This window comes from Methylophaga sp. (genome assembly GCF_048266885.1).
Classification (GTDB): Bacteria; Pseudomonadota; Gammaproteobacteria; order Nitrosococcales; family Methylophagaceae; genus Methylophaga.
Map to the genome: position 1 here is coordinate 14,072 of NZ_JBLWYR010000008.1, position 18,037 is coordinate 32,108.

21 protein-coding genes are annotated in these 18,037 nt (G+C 44.3%); 10 read left to right on the forward strand and 11 right to left on the reverse strand.

The genetic code is table 11. From position 1 onward, the window contains the following. Window positions 1-5 precede the first annotated feature (5 nt). From trpD to rpe, 5 genes are read right to left on the reverse strand one after another with little or no spacing between them, the layout of a single operon-like run. A complete protein-coding gene (gene trpD, locus ACN0V2_RS05285) occupies window positions 6-1,034 on the reverse strand; it encodes an anthranilate phosphoribosyltransferase (protein WP_417549747.1) in 1,029 nt (342 codons plus the stop codon). After that, window positions 1,027-1,614 (reverse strand): aminodeoxychorismate/anthranilate synthase component II, encoded by a 588-nt coding sequence (locus ACN0V2_RS05290; protein WP_417549748.1) that lies wholly within the window; start codon window positions 1,612-1,614, stop codon window positions 1,027-1,029. Before ACN0V2_RS05290 ends, trpD begins: the two co-directional genes overlap by 8 nt. 15 nt (window positions 1,615-1,629) lie before the next feature. After that, complete coding sequence (gene trpE, locus ACN0V2_RS05295) at window positions 1,630-3,123, reverse strand: anthranilate synthase component I (RefSeq protein WP_417549749.1); 1,494 nt, start codon at window positions 3,121-3,123, stop codon at window positions 1,630-1,632. Window positions 3,124-3,132: 9 nt separating this feature from the next. Next, entirely contained in the window at window positions 3,133-3,801 is a 669-nt protein-coding gene (locus ACN0V2_RS05300; protein WP_417549750.1) for a phosphoglycolate phosphatase, read from the reverse strand. Window positions 3,802-3,804: 3 nt separating this feature from the next. Further along, the gene (gene rpe, locus ACN0V2_RS05305; protein ID WP_417549751.1) at window positions 3,805-4,497 is read right to left on the reverse strand and encodes a ribulose-phosphate 3-epimerase; all 693 of its coding nucleotides are present in this window, start codon (window positions 4,495-4,497) and stop codon (window positions 3,805-3,807) included. Between the two features lie 143 nt (window positions 4,498-4,640). Between rpe and ACN0V2_RS05310 the strand changes: the two genes are divergently transcribed. From ACN0V2_RS05310 to ACN0V2_RS05335, 6 genes are all read left to right on the forward strand, one after another. After that, entirely contained in the window at window positions 4,641-5,609 is a 969-nt protein-coding gene (locus tag ACN0V2_RS05310) for a DUF3530 family protein (RefSeq protein WP_417549752.1), read from the forward strand. Further along, window positions 5,609-6,415 carry a spermidine synthase gene (locus tag ACN0V2_RS05315; protein WP_417549753.1) on the forward strand — a complete coding sequence of 269 codons (807 nt, stop codon included), beginning with the start codon at window positions 5,609-5,611 and terminating at the stop codon, window positions 6,413-6,415. The genes ACN0V2_RS05310 and ACN0V2_RS05315 overlap by 1 nt, the downstream gene beginning before the upstream one ends. 131 nt (window positions 6,416-6,546) lie before the next feature. Next, a complete protein-coding gene (locus tag ACN0V2_RS05320) occupies window positions 6,547-7,083 on the forward strand; it encodes a L,D-transpeptidase family protein (protein WP_417549754.1) in 537 nt (178 codons plus the stop codon). A gap of 203 nt (window positions 7,084-7,286) precedes the next feature. Then, entirely contained in the window at window positions 7,287-9,476 is a 2,190-nt protein-coding gene (locus ACN0V2_RS05325) for a YgiQ family radical SAM protein (RefSeq protein ID WP_417549755.1), read from the forward strand. Between the two features lie 73 nt (window positions 9,477-9,549). After that, window positions 9,550-10,095 carry a cytochrome b gene (locus tag ACN0V2_RS05330; protein ID WP_417549756.1) on the forward strand — a complete coding sequence of 182 codons (546 nt, stop codon included), beginning with the start codon at window positions 9,550-9,552 and terminating at the stop codon, window positions 10,093-10,095. Between the two features lie 16 nt (window positions 10,096-10,111). After that, window positions 10,112-10,681, forward strand: a complete 570-nt coding sequence (locus tag ACN0V2_RS05335; protein WP_417549757.1) for a YceI family protein — start codon at window positions 10,112-10,114, stop codon at window positions 10,679-10,681. A gap of 10 nt (window positions 10,682-10,691) precedes the next feature. On the opposite strand, the gene ACN0V2_RS05340 is transcribed toward ACN0V2_RS05335, so the two are convergent. Then, window positions 10,692-10,931, reverse strand: coding sequence for a hypothetical protein (locus ACN0V2_RS05340; RefSeq protein ID WP_417549758.1), 240 nt, complete (start codon window positions 10,929-10,931; stop codon window positions 10,692-10,694). Window positions 10,932-10,947: 16 nt separating this feature from the next. Then, complete coding sequence (locus ACN0V2_RS05345; protein WP_417549759.1) at window positions 10,948-11,076, reverse strand: hypothetical protein; 129 nt, start codon at window positions 11,074-11,076, stop codon at window positions 10,948-10,950. 78 nt (window positions 11,077-11,154) lie between these two features. Between ACN0V2_RS05345 and tsaB the strand changes: the two genes are divergently transcribed. Genes tsaB through cmoB form a run of 3 tightly spaced genes read left to right on the forward strand, consistent with a single transcriptional unit; the run spans window position 11,155 to window position 13,540 of the window. Next, entirely contained in the window at window positions 11,155-11,841 is a 687-nt protein-coding gene (tsaB, locus tag ACN0V2_RS05350; protein ID WP_417549760.1) for a tRNA (adenosine(37)-N6)-threonylcarbamoyltransferase complex dimerization subunit type 1 TsaB, read from the forward strand. After that, on the forward strand, window positions 11,838-12,569 hold the full coding sequence (gene cmoA, locus ACN0V2_RS05355; RefSeq protein ID WP_417549761.1) for a carboxy-S-adenosyl-L-methionine synthase CmoA: 732 nt from the start codon (window positions 11,838-11,840) through the stop codon (window positions 12,567-12,569). Before tsaB ends, cmoA begins: the two co-directional genes overlap by 4 nt. Then, window positions 12,566-13,540 (forward strand): tRNA 5-methoxyuridine(34)/uridine 5-oxyacetic acid(34) synthase CmoB, encoded by a 975-nt coding sequence (cmoB, locus tag ACN0V2_RS05360; protein WP_417549762.1) that lies wholly within the window; start codon window positions 12,566-12,568, stop codon window positions 13,538-13,540. The genes cmoA and cmoB overlap by 4 nt, the downstream gene beginning before the upstream one ends. 52 nt (window positions 13,541-13,592) lie before the next feature. Here cmoB and ACN0V2_RS05365 read toward each other — a convergent pair whose 3' ends face one another. Both ACN0V2_RS05365 and ACN0V2_RS05370 read right to left on the reverse strand, forming a co-directional pair. After that, the gene (locus ACN0V2_RS05365; RefSeq protein WP_417549763.1) at window positions 13,593-13,976 is read right to left on the reverse strand and encodes a hypothetical protein; all 384 of its coding nucleotides are present in this window, start codon (window positions 13,974-13,976) and stop codon (window positions 13,593-13,595) included. Window positions 13,977-14,215: 239 nt separating this feature from the next. Continuing rightward, window positions 14,216-14,407 carry a CPXCG motif-containing cysteine-rich protein gene (locus ACN0V2_RS05370; RefSeq protein WP_417549764.1) on the reverse strand — a complete coding sequence of 64 codons (192 nt, stop codon included), beginning with the start codon at window positions 14,405-14,407 and terminating at the stop codon, window positions 14,216-14,218. Window positions 14,408-14,550: 143 nt separating this feature from the next. Here ACN0V2_RS05370 and ACN0V2_RS05375 point away from each other — a divergent pair, with 143 nt between their 5' ends. Then, window positions 14,551-15,483, forward strand: coding sequence for a ZIP family metal transporter (locus ACN0V2_RS05375; RefSeq protein ID WP_417549765.1), 933 nt, complete (start codon window positions 14,551-14,553; stop codon window positions 15,481-15,483). On the opposite strand, the gene ACN0V2_RS05380 is transcribed toward ACN0V2_RS05375, so the two are convergent. Next, complete coding sequence (locus tag ACN0V2_RS05380; protein ID WP_417549766.1) at window positions 15,472-15,975, reverse strand: GNAT family N-acetyltransferase; 504 nt, start codon at window positions 15,973-15,975, stop codon at window positions 15,472-15,474. The two genes, ACN0V2_RS05375 and ACN0V2_RS05380, sit on opposite strands and share 12 nt — an antisense overlap. A gap of 5 nt (window positions 15,976-15,980) precedes the next feature. Further along, a complete protein-coding gene (locus tag ACN0V2_RS05385) occupies window positions 15,981-17,753 on the reverse strand; it encodes an SLC13 family permease (RefSeq protein WP_417549767.1) in 1,773 nt (590 codons plus the stop codon). Between the last annotated feature and the right edge of the window lie 284 nt (window positions 17,754-18,037).

Genomic DNA, 18,037 nt, shown 5'->3' on the forward strand with positions numbered 1-18,037 from the left:
ATCTTTTAATGTTGGCTGCACTTAATAAGTGCGTCTAATTTTTGTTGAGCAATACCGCTATCAATAAAGTGTTTTGCCTGACGAACACCTTCCGCCAGGTTATCCGCCAAATCTGCTGTATAAATGGCAGCGCCGGCATTGAGCACGACGATATCGCGGGCAGGGCCAGGTTCACCGGCAAACACACGCTGAATAATATCCAGGCTTTGCTGTGCATTGGTGACGGTCAGCTGACTGATATCAACACGTTGCATCACAAAATCTTCGGGTTTGATGGTGTAAGTGGAAATCACATCATCTTTAAGCTCGGCGACAAAGGTATCGGCGCCAATACTGATTTCATCCATACCGTCTTTGGCGTGCACCACCATCACATGTTTACTACCAAGTTTTTGCAGTACCTGCGCGATAGGTTCAACCCATTTTTTATCAAATACGCCCATTACTTGATGTTTGGCTTTAGCTGGGTTGGTTAGCGGGCCGAGCAAATTGAATATAGTGCGGACACCCATTTCGCGACGCGGCCCAACCGTATGCTTCATTGCGCCATGATGACGTTGGGCAAACATAAAGCCGACGCCGGTGGTTTCAACACAGTGCGCAACTTGCTCAGGTGTTAATTCGAGATTCACACCGGCTGTTTCGAGAACATCGGCACTGCCGGACGTGCTGCTAACTGAGCGGTTACCATGTTTTGCGACTTTGGCACCTGCTGCAGCGACTACAAAGGCACTAGCTGTTGATACATTAAAACTGCTAGCCCCATCTCCACCGGTACCACAGGTATCAATAATGTGTTCACCTGTTACTTGTACTGGCGTAGCTAATTCACGCATCACTGATGCGGCGGCAGCAATTTCGGTGATTGTTTCGCCTTTCATCTGTAAGCCAATCAAAAAGCCACCGATCTGGGCGTCTGTGGCTTCACCAGTCATGATCATCCGCATCGCTGCTGTCATTTGCTGTTCAGACAGATGCTGGCGCTGAGTTATTAGCTTGATGGCGGCTTGCATGGTGAATTCATTTTCAGCCATGGTGTTCATCCAGGAAGTTTTTTAATAATTGATGACCCTGTTCAGTTAATATGGATTCAGGGTGAAACTGCACGCCCTCAATTGGCAGTGTTTTATGTCGGACGCCCATAATTTCATCAATGCTGCCATCCGGATTTTCTGTCCAGGCGGTTACTTCAAAACAATCGGGTAAAGTCTCTTTTTTGATGACCAGCGAGTGGTAGCGGGTGGCCTGCAAAGGATTGTTGAGACCCTTAAACACACCGATATTATTGTGATGCACTGGAGATGTTTTGCCATGCATGATTTCGCGGGCGTGCACAACATCACCACCAAAAGCCTGACCGATTGCCTGATGACCAAGACAAACGCCTAAAATCGGTTTTTTACCTGCAAATTGATGAATAACGTCTAATGAAATTCCGGCTTCATTTGGGGTGCAAGGGCCTGGGGATATCACGATAAGTTCAGGATTAAGGGTTTCTATGTCATCAATTGTCAGTTTATCGTTACGCTGTACTTCTACCTCAGTACCGAGCTCAGCAAAATACTGCACCAGGTTGTAGGTAAACGAATCATAGTTATCAATCATTAACAGCATAGTCGGTCCTGTTTTTTATTCAGTCGGTTTTGGCGGCTCAAGACCTGCCTCAGCCATGGCAACCGCTTTAAATATCGCACGGGCTTTGTTCATGGTTTCTTCCCATTCCATTTCCGGAACAGAATCATAGACAATACCAGCGCCTGCCTGGATATGCAGTTGTTTGTCTTTGATAACCGCAGTGCGGATGGCAATTGCCGTATCCATATTGCCAGCCCAAGAGAGATAACCAATGGCGCCCGCGTAGACACCACGTTTAACCGGCTCTAACTCATCGATAATTTCCATTGCCCGAACTTTCGGGGCACCGCTGACGGTACCGGCCGGAAATGTCGCCCGAAGGGCATCCATTGCAGTCATGCCGGGCAACACCTGTCCGGTAACATTGGAAACGATATGCATCACATGTGAATAGCGTTCGATGACCATTTTATCGGTCAGATTTACCGTGCCGGTCTGGCTCACACGACCGACATCATTACGGCCCAAATCTATCAGCATTAAATGTTCAGCCAATTCTTTTGGATCGTTGAGCAGTTCCTGTTCCAGCGCTTTATCTTGTTCTTCTGTTTTACCACGACGACGGGTGCCGGCAATGGGACGAACAGTCACTTCATTGTCTTCCATGCGTACCAGAATTTCTGGAGAAGATCCGACAATATGGAAGTCTTCCAGGTTCAGGTAATACATGTAAGGCGATGGATTTAACGTGCGTAAGGCACGATATAAATCGATTTCAGCGGCATGAAATGGCACTGACAAACGCTGTGACAATACAACCTGCATGATGTCGCCATCATTGATGTATTGTTTTGCCTTGCTGACTGCATCGATAAAACCATCATGGGTAAAACCGGAGACAAAATCCTGTTCCGAAACCGAGTTTTGTGGACGTTTTTCACTGAATTTAGGGGTGGATTCGCGTAATTCATTAATCAGCTGATCCAAACGATCCTGAGATTTATCATAAGCATCTGGCAGTGTTGGATCGGCGTGCACAATCAAAAATAACCGGCCACTGAGATTATCAAACACCACTAATTCGTCTGACACCATCAGCAAGACATCTGGGCAGCCTAATGGATCATTTTCAGGGGCATCGCCTAAACGAGTTTCGACATAACGAACCGTGTCATAACCAAAATAGCCCACCAATCCACCGTTGAATTTGGGTAGATATTCCAAGCTTGGCAGATTAAATTTTGACTGAAACTCTGCGATCCAGGTCAATGGATCGTCATGTTGAATTTCATTTATCAACACATCGCGCTGATAAATTTTGATTTGATCGCCAAAGACTTTGATAACGGATTCACAGGGCAAACCAATAATCGAATAACGACCCCATTTTTCGCCGCCATGGACCGACTCGAAAAGATAAGAATAGGGCGCATCAGCCAGTTTAAGATAGGTACTTAATGGCGTGTCTAAATCAGCGAGTACCTCGCGATAAAGCGGGATGCGGTTGTAGCCTTCACTGGCCAGTTGGTCGAATTGTGCCTGTTTCATTTTCGGCTTCTAAAAAAGAGTGTTTAACTCAGCAAAACTATCAATAACCGCATCTGGATTAGCAGAGCGGATATCATTCCCATGGTTGTAACCGTAGCTCATACAAACAATTTGAAAACCGGCGGCTCGTGATGCTTTGACATCATTGACCGAGTCGCCAATCATTAATGCTTGTGAAGGCTCGATATTAAAATAACTTGCCGCATAAAGCAGCGGTGCTGGATCCGGTTTTTTTTGCGGCAAGGTATCGCCGCTAACAATCAACTCAAAATAATCGCGGATCCCCAGATTATTCAGAATGGGCAGCGTAAACTGCTCGTCTTTATTGGTCACGCACCCCAATGGTATGTCCTGTTCCTTAAGCCACTGCAAACCCTGTTTAACTGCAGGGTAAAGCTGACTGTGCTGACAAGGATTTTCAGCATACAACGCCATAAATATTGGCGCGGCCTTGGCATAGAGTGCTTCAGCAGGTTCACCATCGAGTTGATTAACTAACGCTCTTTTAATCAGCCTTTCAAGTCCGTTACCAACCCAATTTCTAACATTGACTTCACCGCGTTCTGGCATATCCAGCGCGAGCATCATCTGATCTGTACACCAAGCCAGATCCGGCACACTGTCAACCAGTGTGCCGTCCAGATCAATTAAAGCAAGTGCTGGCTTTGTTAATGCCATTAATTAGATTTTTGCTTGCGCCAATTCAGCACGCAGAGCGGCAATAACTGTTTCATATTTATTTGGATCGCTATCTTGTGCGGCACCAAATACAGCAGAGCCAGCAACAAAGGTACGGGCACCGGCTTCTGCAATTTCACGGATGTTTTGTACGTTTACACCACCGTCGATTTCCAGATCGATATCGTAACCGCTTTCATCAATCATTTTGCGAGCCTGACGCAATTTTTCCAAGGTATGAGGAATGAACTTCTGACCACCAAAACCCGGGTTAACCGACATCAACAAAATACGATCAACTTTGTCCAAAACATGTTCAGCCAAGGTCAGTGGTGTCGCAGGGTTGAATACCAGACCGGTTTTACAACCTTCGGCTTTGACCAATTGCAGGCTGCGATCAATATGATCAGATGCTTCAGGGTGAAACGTAATATAGCTGGCGCCAGCTTTAGCAAAATCAGGAATAATGCGATCAACTGGTTTCACCATTAAATGCACATCGATCTCTGCAGTAACACCATGTTTGCGCAATGCTTCACAGACTAAAGGTCCAATCGTCAGGTTAGGTACATAATGGTTGTCCATTACATCAAAGTGAACAATATCAGCACCTGAGGCCAGTACATGTACCACTTCTTCGCCAAGACGGGCAAAGTCAGCGGAGAGGATAGATGGGGCAATTTTGAATTCGGCCATGTCGGATTCTCTTTAAGTTAGTTAAAAATTTGCTGTCAAAACCCGTTACTCTACCGTAAAAGTGGGCTTTTTTCAGCTTTTGAAAATTAGTATCGCTCATTATACTGACGTATGTTGCTCAACAAACTTTAATAGGAATATTGGTGCAAATCCAAAGACGATTGATTGCTGCTTTATTGATGCTTTTTTTACCTGTTACGGCTGTTTATGCCGGAGCAGTAGAAGGTGGCGCAGTAGAGGGTGGTGAAGCAGAAACTGGCGCAGTGGAGAGTGGTGCAGTACTAGATAAACCTCAGATTCTGCGTCAGGATTCAGTAACGAAAGGTTATGAACCATTAGCGGTGGGAGATCAAACCATTGCAGCTGCCTATTTAGCGCAAACATTAGGCACACCGCGCGGAGCCGTGTTGCTACTGCATGATATTAATGAACATATTGATAGTGCCACTATTGGCATATTAAGACGCCAATTGCCAAGCCATGGCTGGAATACATTAGCGATCAAAATTATACGTTTTAAAGAAGATAGTGAACCCGATGAGCCAGCAACCGAAACTGCAGAGGCACAGCCTGAAGCAGAAGAAACGGCTGAGCCGCCGGTTCCAGAACCAGAGAATACCCCGACCGAAACTCCTGAGGCAGCCCCTACTGAAACGGCTGAATCAACTGAACCCGCTGAGCAAGCTTATACTCCGATAACAACTTCTCAGCGTATTGATGCAGCTTTATTAAAATTACAGCAGGAAGGACATGAATATATTGTACTTATTGGCCAAGGATCAGGTGGAGAGCTGGCATTACAAACGCTTAAGGCAACGGCTGTTCCCGTTTCAGCTTTGATCATGATTAATACCGGTGAATTGGCTAGTGATAACAGTATTACCGATACCAATATTCCAGTATTGGAGATTTTGGGCAGTCGTCAGAAAGATAGTGTTAAACAAGCTGTTTTGAAACGGCAGGTTCAGATGAAAACCGAGCAGAAAACCAATTATCATCTGAGGGAAATTAACGGGGCAAATCATTATTTCAGCAGTGTACCCCAGCAATTAACCAATCAGGTCCATGGTTGGTTATACAAACAGTTTTTTGCCGAAAAGGACGCACCCTAGTGCGTTTGTATTATGGTGGATCGGTGGTTTATCAGGCCTCTTCTGATGAGGGTATTATTGAAGTCGTTGATATAGGTGATATGCGATCTTTACATTTTGGCACTTATCCTCGCCAAAGTAGTATGTCGCTACAAACACCTCATTCGCTTGAATTAAGCTATACCCGAGCGATGATGGCTGGTTTATTATTTCAGCCAAGACCCATAAATATATGTGTAATTGGTTTGGGCGGTGGGTCGTTGGTCAAGTTCTTATTACATCACTTTGATGATTGTCAGATTGATGTGATTGAATACCGACAAGATGTGATTGATATCGCCCAGCGTTATTTTAATGTGCCGCAAAATGATCCTAGGTTGAGAATCCATCATGGCGATGGTTATCGTTTTGTCAGCGATCAGTTTTTTAGCAATGGTGCTTTTTATGATCTGCTTTTGGTTGATGCCTATGACCATTTAGGCATGTCAGCGAGTATTGAAGGCCAGGCTTTTTTTGATGCCTGTGCTGGCGTGCTCAATGATGATGGCCTGATGAGTATTAATTTATGGGGAACCGATCGACCAGGATTTAGTCAGTCCATGCAGCGCATCAATCGAAGTTTTGATAATCAAACCTTGGTGTTGCCAGTGGCCGATAAAGGCAATGTGATTGGGCTGGCATTGAAACAAAAATTCAACGTCAGTCAGTTAAAAAGACATCGGGATTTGGCTGAAAGCCTTGATCAGCAATTTGATGTTGGGCTACCCCAATCATTGCACGATTTGATAAAACAAAATATTTCGTTTTTAAACCGATTATTTCTTTAAAAATATTCATTTACAGGTGATAATTCAGGCGTTTTATGATAAAAATCATCTCAACCTTCTTTGTGGATTAAATGCCCTTTATGCTCAGGCTGCTTTTCTTAGTTTTGTTGTTTCAATTTCCAGTGGCTGCAATGGCTGCTTCGGATGCCATAGAGTTGGTGATAGTTCGTTCTGAAAATAAATTGCTAGTTAGAAAAAACGACAAAACTATTCGCAGTTTTAAAGTGGCGTTAGGCAGTGGTGGAAGACAGCCCAAAATACAAGAAGGTGATCGTAGAACTCCTGAGGGCCATTATCGAATAAGAGATATTCGCAGTAGCGATCGTTTTTATCTTTTTATGCATTTGGATTACCCCAATATGGATGATGCTAAACAAGCGTTAAAAGAAGGTCGTATCACTCGCAAGCAATATCGTAAAATTCTGGCAGCCTTTATCTACAATGAAACGCCTCCGCAAAATACACCCTTAGGTGGGCAGATTGGTATCCATGGACTTGGCGAAGAAACGCAAGACAAACTTGATATTCATGAAGTTTCAAACTGGACCAAAGGCTGTATCGCGATGCGCAATGCTGAAGTTCGCGAATTGGCCATGTGGGTGGAAGAGGGCACAGCAGTTATTATTGTCGACTCGCTGGAGTCTTTTAAAGCCGCCGCTAATCCTTAAGAAATTTGCTGTTGTTTCATTATTTTAAGGCATGCTCAAATCCTGATTTTTTCGCTGCTTCTTCAGCACAACTAAGCTAGTTATCACCTGCCATCAGTAAATCAACTCGATGGAACCAAAAGTGCTAAAACCCAAAGAACAACAACTCTCGGTGTTTGTTACAATAAGCCGTTGATTTTTCGCTGTTGTTGATCTGAGGTTCTATGCAAGCCGCTCCCGATATTTTTTCCTACCGCAAGTTCTGGGCTCACCGCTTTGGTGTTGCACCACAATTGCCAATGTCACGCAGCGAAATGGAAGCTCTGGGTTGGGACAGTTGTGATGTCATCATCATTACTGGCGATGCCTATGTGGATCATCCTAGTTTTGGTATGGCGTTAATCGGTCGGTTATTGGAATCACAAGGTTTTCGAGTTGGCATCATCTCGCAGCCCGATTGGAACAGCACCAAAGATTTTCAGCGATTAGGTAAACCCAATCTGTTTTTTGGCGTCACTGGCGGCAATATGGATTCGATGGTCAATCGTTACACCTCAGATAAAAAAATCCGTCGTAATGATGCTTACACAGCAGATGGGGAAGGTGGTAAACGTCCCGATCATAGTGTGGTGGTTTACAGTCAACGTTGCCGCGAAGCTTATAAAGGTGTGCCAATTGTGATTGGTGGTATCGAAGCCAGTTTACGCCGCATTGCACATTATGATTACTGGTCAGAAAAAGTACGTCGCAGTGTGATTATGGATTCCAAGGCTGATTTGCTGGTTTATGGAAACGGCGAACGTCAGGTGGTTGAAATAGCCCATCGCCTGGCGCAAGGTGAAGCGGTAGGTGAACTTGTAGATGTTCGTGGCACGGTCTATACCAAGCGTCATGGGCGACGTGAAAATTGGTGGGAGAAAGACTCCACCAGTATTGATAAGCCTGGCCAGTTAAACCCGCCAATTGATCCCTATCAGATGCAGACCGAAGAGAGCTGCGAGCAATCCAAGGCTGAAACGGCTGAGCAAAATGCTGTGCCAGCTGAACCTGCTACCAATGTCATTAAAATTCATCGTGTCTCACCAAGAAATGCTGATAAAACAGTTATTCGTCTACCGCCCTATGAAACGGTTAAAGATGATCCAATCATCTATGCACATACTTCACGGATTCTGCATTTAGAGACCAATCCCGGTAATGCACTGGCTCTGGTTCAACAACATGGTGATCAGGATGTCTGGCTCAATCCACCACCGATTCCGTTGACTACCAAAGAGATGGATGCGGTTTTTGATCTGCCCTACAGCCGTTTGCCACACAAAGAATATGGCAAAGCCAATATTCCAGCTTATGAGATGATCCGTTTTTCGGTGAATATCATGCGTGGCTGTTTTGGTGGCTGTACTTTCTGTTCGATTACCGAACATGAAGGTCGCATTATCCAAAGCCGTAGTGAAGATTCGATTATTCGTGAGATTGAAGCGATTCGTGATACCACGCCAGGTTTTACCGGCATTATTTCGGATCTGGGCGGACCAACCGCCAATATGTATCGACTGGCCTGTAACAGTGAAGAAATTGAAGCCAGTTGCCGTCGCCTGTCCTGTGTTTTTCCGGGTGTCTGTAAAAACCTGAATACTGACCATACGCCGTTAATTAATTTATATCGTCGTGCCCGTAGCCTGCCGGGTATCAAGAAGATACTGATTGCCTCCGGACTGCGTTATGACCTGGCGGTACTGTCCCCAGAATATGTCAAAGAGCTGGTAACCCATCATGTGGGCGGCTATCTGAAAATCGCCCCGGAACATACCGAAGACGGTCCGTTATCACAAATGATGAAACCGGGCATTGGCACCTACGACAAGTTCAAGGCGATGTTTGATAAATATTCCAAACAGGCTGGTAAAGAACAATATCTGATTCCGTATTTTATCGCGGCCCATCCGGGGACGACGGATGAAGATATGCTTAATTTAGCGTTATGGTTGAAGAATAACGGCTTCCGAGCTGATCAGGTGCAAGCGTATCTGCCATCACCTATGTCTGCGGCTGCCGCAATGTATCACTCTGGAAAAGACACCTTACATAAGGTACGACGTCAAGGTGGCGACATTACTGTACCAAAAGGGTTAAAAGTTCGTCGTTTACATAAAGCGTTTTTGCGTTATCACGATGCGGAAAATTGGCCATTATTGCGTGATGCTTTAAAGAGTATGGGTAGAGCCGACTTAATTGGTAATGGTAAAAAACATCTGATACCTAGCTTTCAACCTAAAGGCACTGGTGAGATGGGCGAAGGCAAGCGTATTACCCGCAAGGCAAACACGCCTTCAAGCCAACCGGCATTCCGTACCCAGCATGTCAGATCTAAAAAAGTAAAAAGTGGAACGCAACGTTCTCGTAAACGCTAACCTTTAAATGGAACCCAGCCGGTAAAGGCTGGGTCTGACAACCATCTCAAGAGATTCCTATGGAGAGGAGTGCATGCGTTTAATCAACACCAAAGATCATTACGGTCTAATCAGCATATTGCTGCATTGGTCTGTTGCACTGCTCACAATCGGTCTGTTTGTTCTTGGCTTATGGATGGTTGATCTCGGCTATTACGACGATTGGTATTATCAGGCACCTTGGTGGCATAAAGGGCTTGGATTTATTGTTTTTTTATTGGTCGTTATACGTTGGATTTGGCGTCCATTGGCTGGAAAGCCCGCAGCTATTTCATCCACGCCTATCTGGCAACAATGGGCAGCTAAAGCGGCTCATCAATTGATGAACATTGCCATTGTCCTTTTAGCCATCACTGGTTATCTAATTGTTACTGCCAAGGGCGAACCACTTGGCATTTTTGATTGGTTCAATATTCCAGCGATTTCCAAGTTAACGGTAGAAACCAGTGACCTGGTCAGCAAACTGCATTTATGGTCAGCCTATTTCATTATTGCTCTGGCCTCTCTTCACGCCCTGGCGGCGTTAAAACATCATTTCATTAATAAAGATGCAACGTTGCGTCGCATGCTTAATCTTTAAACCAACAGGAGTTAACATGAAAAAAACTATCTTTGCTTTGGCGATGAGTACGGCATTTGTGTTGCCTGCTCAAGCAGCTGACTATGTGATTGATACCGAGAAGGCCCATGCTTTTATTGATTTTAAAATTCAGCATTTGGGCTTCAGCTGGATGAGCGGACGTTTTAATGATTTTGAAGGCACGTTCAGCTATGACGCCGAGAATCCAAAAGCATCAAAAATTGATGTAAAAATTGATGTTGCCAGTGTGGATACCAACTTTGCTGAGCGTGACAAGCACTTGCGTGAACAATTTTTGAACACTGCCAAGCATCCTGAAGCGCGTTTTACTTCAACTAATTTTGAACAACAGGCGGATGGCACGTTGTTAATGAAAGGTGATTTCACTCTGCATGGTGTGACTAAACCGATGACTATTCCGGTGGAAAAAATCGGTGAAGGTGAAGATCCATGGGGTGGTTACCGGGTTGGTTTCCTGGGTGAAACCAAATTTACTATTGCTGATTATGGTATTGATGTCAGCAAATTGGGGCCTAGCTCTCAGGAAGTGTATTTAACACTGTCTATCGAAGGCGTTAGAAAATAATAGGATAGATTTAATCTTGTCGGGCGAGTTTAACCAAACGTTGTAGCTCGTCTTCTAAACTGTTTGCTGGTACAACCTCGTTCGCTCGGTTGTACCAGTAAGCAGCATTAGAGAGATCCTCTTCAATACGATGAAGATAGCCATGAATGAGACAGGCTAATGGATCATTATATTGCTGGATAAGCTGATGAGCGCCATCCCAGTCTTTATCGCGAACTTTCTCTAGCGCTTGCAAGTGAATGGCACTCATATATCTCCCCGCTATTTTATTCTTGCCAGCCGACACTTCCTAACATCAAAAGACTACCTACGGCGGCGAAGGGTGAAGTGATCACCACAAACAACAGCTTCATCAATTCACGGCAAATATAGATGGTATCAGCGATATAACCCATAGCGAAACTCCTTTGTAGTTGACGGTTGAATTATAATGGGCGCCTATGACGTTCAAATGACATGATGATGACCAACCAATGAATTTGCTTGCCCTTGATACCAGTACCGAAAGTTGTTCTGCCGCAATAACTATTAACGGAGTGTTGTATCAGCAGCAGCAAATGACTCAACGGGGTCACTCGACCCTTATATTGGGGATGCTCGATCAGCTTTTCAAGCAAGCAGATGCTTCAATCGCTGATATTGATGCTTTGGCATTTGGGCGTGGGCCCGGCTCATTCACCGGGGTTAGAATCGGGGTGGGTGTTGCTCAAGGAATTGCATTTGCTCGGGAGCTTCCGGTTATTCCTGTCTCGACTTTAGCAGCAGTCGCCCAAGCTGCTTATGAGCAGACCCAACAACAAAATATAGCGGTAACGATGGATGCGCGAATGGATGAAATCTATGCCGCCAGTTTTCAGGTGCAAGAGGGAAGCGTTGTGCTGCTGGGAGAGGAAAAAGTATGTCCTGCAGAACAATTCTTGCCCGCTAATACTGAGATGTGGTTAGGTGCAGGCACTGGCTGGCAAGTTTATGCAGATACATTGCAAAGCAATTTTTCCGCACAGTTAGTTGGTCAGCAACCCGATATTTATCCGCAAGCTGCGATTATTTTGAAACTTGCCGAGCAATTATATGCACGGGGCGAATATGTCAGTGCGGATAAAGCTTTACCTATTTACCTACGCAATGATGTGGCCAAAAAGAAGGCGCAACAGGGATGATCAAAAAAGCCGATAACATTTTTGCTTCACCGCTGGAACAGATGGTGGACTTTCGCTTTGATGAACGTGTGGTGGATGTATTTCCCGATATGATCCAGCGCTCAGTACCTGGCTATGGCACCCTGATCTCCAATATCGGCATTCTGGCGGCTCGTTATGCTCAGGAAAACAGTAGTTGCTATGACCTGGGCAGTTCATTAGGGGCGGTTACTTTATCAATGCGCCAGCGTATTAAAGCTGAAGGCTGTCAGATAATTGCGGTTGATAATTCGGCAGCAATGATTGAAAGGGCGGAGAAAATCATCGCGGCTGATAACAATCGAGTACCCGTTGAGCTTCGCTGTGAAGATATTAACCAGACGCTTATTGAAAATGCCTCTGTAGTGGTGATGAATTTCACTCTGCAGTTTATTGCACCGGCTTTACGGGATGATTTGATAGATAAAATTTATCAGGGTTTAAAACCCGGCGGCGTATTTATCCTGTCGGAAAAACTGGCTTTTGACAGTGCTGAGCAACAGACTTTTTTTACTGATGCACATCACGATTTCAAACGGGCTAATGGCTATAGTGATCTGGAAATCAGTCAGAAACGTAGCGCGCTGGAAAATGTATTAATCCCCGAGACTCAGACTGCACATCAACAACGTCTCAGCCAAGCCGGTTTTATTCGTAGCGAATGCTGGTTTCAATGTTTTAATTTTGCCTCTTTGATAGCTTTTAAATGACCGTATATGAACCGTTTTACCGTTGGCTTGAATCCGTTGGACAAGCTGACTGGGCCGAGCAATTGGCAACTTTTACTGCTGAAAGGCTGGCAGATGATTTTCATGGCAAGATGCCGTTATGGCAGCAAGCTTTGGCGGATTTGCCGTCGATGCAGCCTTCTATAATCGAACTGAAAAAAAAGGTTGCTATAGGTTTAGCGGAAGATCTGTCAGCTTACGATAAACAGGTCTTTATTAATTTGCTCAAAACCTTCCACCCTTGGCGCAAAGGCCCATATCAATTATTTGATATCGATATTGATACTGAATGGCGTTCCGACTGGAAGTGGGATCGGGTATTACCACATCTCAGTTCACTGCAGGGACGCAAGGTACTCGATGTCGGTGGCGGCAATGGCTATCACGGCTGGCGCATGGTAGGTGAGGGCGCTAGCATGGTGATGGGCATAGATCCGACACTGGTGTTCAGTATGCAGTATCAACTGATGCAACACTTTATTCAGAGTGATAGGCATTTTGTCTTGCCGATTGGTATTGAACATATGCCGGAAAAACTGCACCTGTTTGATACAGTATTTTCGATGGGCGTTTTATATCATCGTCGCTCACCGTTGAAGCATTTGATGGAGTTACGCCATTGTCTTCGTCCAGGTGGAGAGCTGGTATTAGAAACATTGATCATTGATGGGGAAGTAGGCATGAGTTTGATGCCTGAAGAACGCTACGCCAAAATGCGTAATGTCTGGTTTATTCCTTCTGTACCAACCATGTTGTTATGGCTGCGTAAATGTGGCTTTAAAAATGTCCGTTGTGTCGATGAGAATGTAACGACGTTAGAAGAGCAGCGGGCGACCGAATGGATGACATTTGAATCATTACAGGATTTTTTAGATCCGCAAGACATTAGTAAAACAATTGAGGGTTATCCTGCACCTAAACGAGCGTTGTTTATTGCTGATGCGCCATCGTAAGGACTAGTTTTATTTAAATAACACATAGCTGATGGCAGAAAATTAAGCAGATTTAAAAAGCGAGTGAACTGGGGGATACCGAAATCCACTTTCCACTTCGATGTTGACAGGCATCCAGCGATTTTTCTTGTAAGTCATCACCATTTTTGATGTTCAACTGATAGGCCAAGCAAGGATAGTTACCGTAGGAATAGCTGCGGATGAGCCGGATCTGATATTGAATGCCAGTATGGTCATTATGCCAAACATGCTCCGATTCAAAATCATTTGATGAAAGGATTTCTTGAGTTCGGTCCAGATCAATGGTGGTCATTGCGGTATCTGTTTCAATACCCGCCTCGACCCCGGCTAAAAGATCAAGAGAAGCATAAGCTTGTGGTAATAATAACGCCACGAACAAAACTGGATAAAAAGCATTGTGCCAAATACGATTCAATGTGCATTCCCATCATTGGTTTGAGTCCATTAGAAACCGAAATATAACATCCTTCAATAAGTAAACTATCCTTGTTTAACCAGGATATTTTTCCTTTAAATCCATAAACTTAAAATTCAACATGGTTTATCGTTGATTTAACTCTCCCTATCATTTGCTAAAACAAGCTTATAGTTGCTTGAATAAAGTACACAATAGACATTTAGATCCTAGTAAAAATTCGGATAAAAATATCAATTTTAGGCATTCTCATCAGCGGCATCAACGTGTAAAGAGCCATCCTCGTTGACAGAAACCGAAAATTGGATTGGTCTACAGCAAACAAAACAATCCTCGATATATTGTTGATAATCGATGGTGCAATCTAATAAAACATCAATGGTTTCCCCACAATAAGGACACATTACAGAGTGTTCTTGTAAAGCCTGCATTTCATTACTCCTAAAATTAGTTATTAATGATACGAAATTAACAGTGATGAATTAGTTCACGCTCAGTTCACATGTATAAGTTAATTGTAATTAGCTAATCAATCTTTTATAAAGATTGGCAAAATCTATTTTGGGACGAGCTCATGCAACAGGCAATAAAACAAACACTCTCAGCACTTTTAATGAGCTGGCGTGAGCAATTTAATAGCCGTCCCAGCATTTCAACAATCATTCTGATCACCATCATAGTGATATTTGGCTTGCTGATTTTTAATTTGCTGAATAGCCAATCCAGCGTTGATCCACAGTTTTTAAAATGGGCGTTAATTGGCGGTGGGGTGGGAGCCCTGTCAACAGCGTTAGGGGCAGCACCTGGGTTGATTGTCAAAAAACTCTCAGCCATTACCGAAGATACTATGCTGGGTATGGCGGCTGGCATGATGTTAGGAGCCAGCTTTTTTTCTTTGATTCTGCCTGGTATTGAAGTAGGCACGGCTTTTACGGGTCATGCCGTCAGTGGTGTTGGCATCATTATCTTCGGGATGGTTGGAGGTGTGTTATTGATGTTAGGGCTAGATTATTATCTACCCCACGAACATCAACATTCCGGTCCCTGTGGTGCGGGCCATCAACAGGTTGGCAGAGTCGGATTGTTTGTATTGGCTATTGCCATCCATAATTTTCCAGAAGGAATGGCAATAGGTGTCAGTTATACCAATGGTAATTTGGCTGTCGGAATTCCACTCACTGCAGCGATTGCTTTACAAAATATTCCTGAAGGACTTGCCGTCGTATTGGCGCTGAGACGCATTAATATTTCTGCTGGCAAAGCGGTGGCCATTGCAGCTGCGACCGGTCTGGTCGAACCAGTTGGAGCTGTATTAGGTATTTTTCTGTCTAGTGGTTTACCGATTTCCTATCCAATAGGTTTAGGAATTGCTGCTGGAGCCATGATATTTGTCGTGTCACATGAAGTGATTCCGGAAACTCATCGAAATGGACATCAAACACGAGCGACCGTCGGTTTGATGGGCGGCTTATTTCTGATTATGTTGATAGATACTTTATTGGCTTGAAGCCCGGTATTCAAAGAGACAGCGTTTATCTCCTAAACCAACGCCCTCGGCGATCTGTATAAAGCCTGCGCGACGATAAAAATCTAATAACGCTGGATAATGAGCAACAGCATCCAAATGCAGGGTCCTGTCACCAATCAAGTCCAAACAATGTTGGAGTAATAATCGCCCGTATCCCGTTTGCTGATAATCTGGATGTACTGCCAATTGGGTCAAATAAAAATCGGCCCGAGGTGCATCTGCCCAACAATCAACGTAATAATCAGCAGGCTGAATGCCTAAAGCTACACAACCAATGAGTTGTGAGTCCTGTTTAAGCACATAGACTGATTTTTGTAACAGGTTGTGTCTGACAGAAGCGTCATCATAGACACCTAACCAATGTGACATGCCCAACTGATCCATATGTGTTGCACAGGCGGTTAGTATTGTCACCAGTGAGGCAATATCCCGCTGGCAGGCGAGCTGAATCGTTGGCATTATCTTAGACATAGTATTTAGTTCAGTGGCCAGATCAACATAATGACGGCAAGTGTCACGGCACCAATAAATAAATTCATCGGTACACCGACTTTTAGAAAGTCACGGAAATGATAACCACCCGGACCATACACCATTAAATTGGTTTGATAGCCCAATGGCGTTGCAAAACTGGCTGAAGCCGCCATCATAATGGCAAATATAAACGGCTCATTATGTAATTCGGCTTTTGATGTTAATTCCAACACAATAGGCAGCATTAAAACAGCTGCAGCATTATTGGTAATGACTTCTGTCAAAACCGAGACAGCAATATAGGTCATGATTAACATCATCCAGGGTTGGTTCTGACTCAATGAGACAATGCCTGACGCCAAGAAATCTGCCACACCGGTTTGTTGTAATGCCACGCCCAATGCAAATGATGCGGCAATGGTCAAAATAACGGTTAAATCCAGACTGCGTTCCGCCTGACTGACAGAACAACAACCGGTCAAAATCATTAAGGTGGCGCCAATTAACGATGCATGAAGCATGTCAATCAGACCAAATCCCGCTGCTGCAACTAAGGTGATTAAAATGACCCAAGCAAGGACCGCTTTGTCATGATTAGGTGATTCTTTGCCTAAATCATTAATCAATAAAAAGTCTTTGTTGTAACGTTGTCGGCTGACAAAGGCTGGTCTGGCCTCTAGCAACAACGTATCACCCGCCTGTAAAACGATATTACTCAAGTTGCCGGGTATCCGCTCGCCATTTCTTGCCACCGCCATAATGACAGCACCATAACGCTCCAAAAACATCGCATCACGAATTGTTTCACCTATCGCGGCACAATGTGGAGAGACAACGGCTTCAACGAGACTACGTTCAGGTCTTTCGGAGGCCAACACGCTACTTTCTGCATCAGATGTTGAAGCAACAATACCGCGAATACGGAGCAAATCAGTAATACCCTGAGTATCGCCAGCAAACACCAAACGGTCGCCACTTTGCAATCGCTCTTCAGAAGGAACGGCGGTTAACAATGTGCCATTCCGCTCAATCTCAACCAGATAGACACTTTTCTGATCTCTTAAACCGGCCTGCTGAACACTTTGACCGACCAAAACACCGTCCGCCTCAACCATGACCTCTAGGGTGAACTCACGCACATTCTCAAAGGCATGGTTTTTTCCAATATCTGGTAACCATTTAGGAAAAAATAACCACATAAAAACCAAGCCACAAATTGCTACTGGTAGGCCGATAATGGTGATGGAAAAAATAGAAAAACCGGCTTCACCTGTTAAAGACTGATACTGACCGTTTAAGACAAGGTTAGTGCTGGTACCAATTAGCGTCAGAGTCCCGCCTAAAATAGCGGTATAGCTCAATGGAATCATGAGCTTAGAGGGATTAATATTAATCCGCTTACACCAGGCAAGCAGGCCGGGAACCATGGTGGCGACGACAGGTGTGTTATTTAAAAAAGCACTGAGAAAGACAACGGGTGTAAACATTCGAAGGTACGAACCTCGAATGGATTTTGGTGATCCCAATAGTACTTTCACAAAGATATCGACACCGCCAGAAGCATGTAAGCCAGCGGCCACTATGAACATAGCTGCTACGGTAATCAAACCGGCATTACTGAATCCAGCAAGTGCTTCTTGTCCAGTCAGTATCCCGGTCGCCAACAATACCGTCATGGCGGTGACCATCGCAATATGAGGTCTTACTCTAGTGAATGTCAGCACTAACAATACTGTTAATGTAACGGCTATGGTGAATAGGCCTTCCCACCCCATTTAAAACCTCAAGTCATTTTAAAAGTGCTAATGATGACAGGTTTATAAATAAGTGGAATTAATAAGCAAGAATATATATATGTTTAAAAATTATATTAGGAAGTGAGTTTTTTTAAAGAGTGATGAAACCCACACCTCGATCTATCTTCTCGCTGCTGATTGCTCCTTCATCACTTAGTTTGTTAATTGAAGCGCGCTTAATAAAACTATTTCCTTAGTTATCGCTCCTGTTTTATTAAACTTACGCATCATTGTTTAGCTGTATTTTATGGCTAATCTCTGAT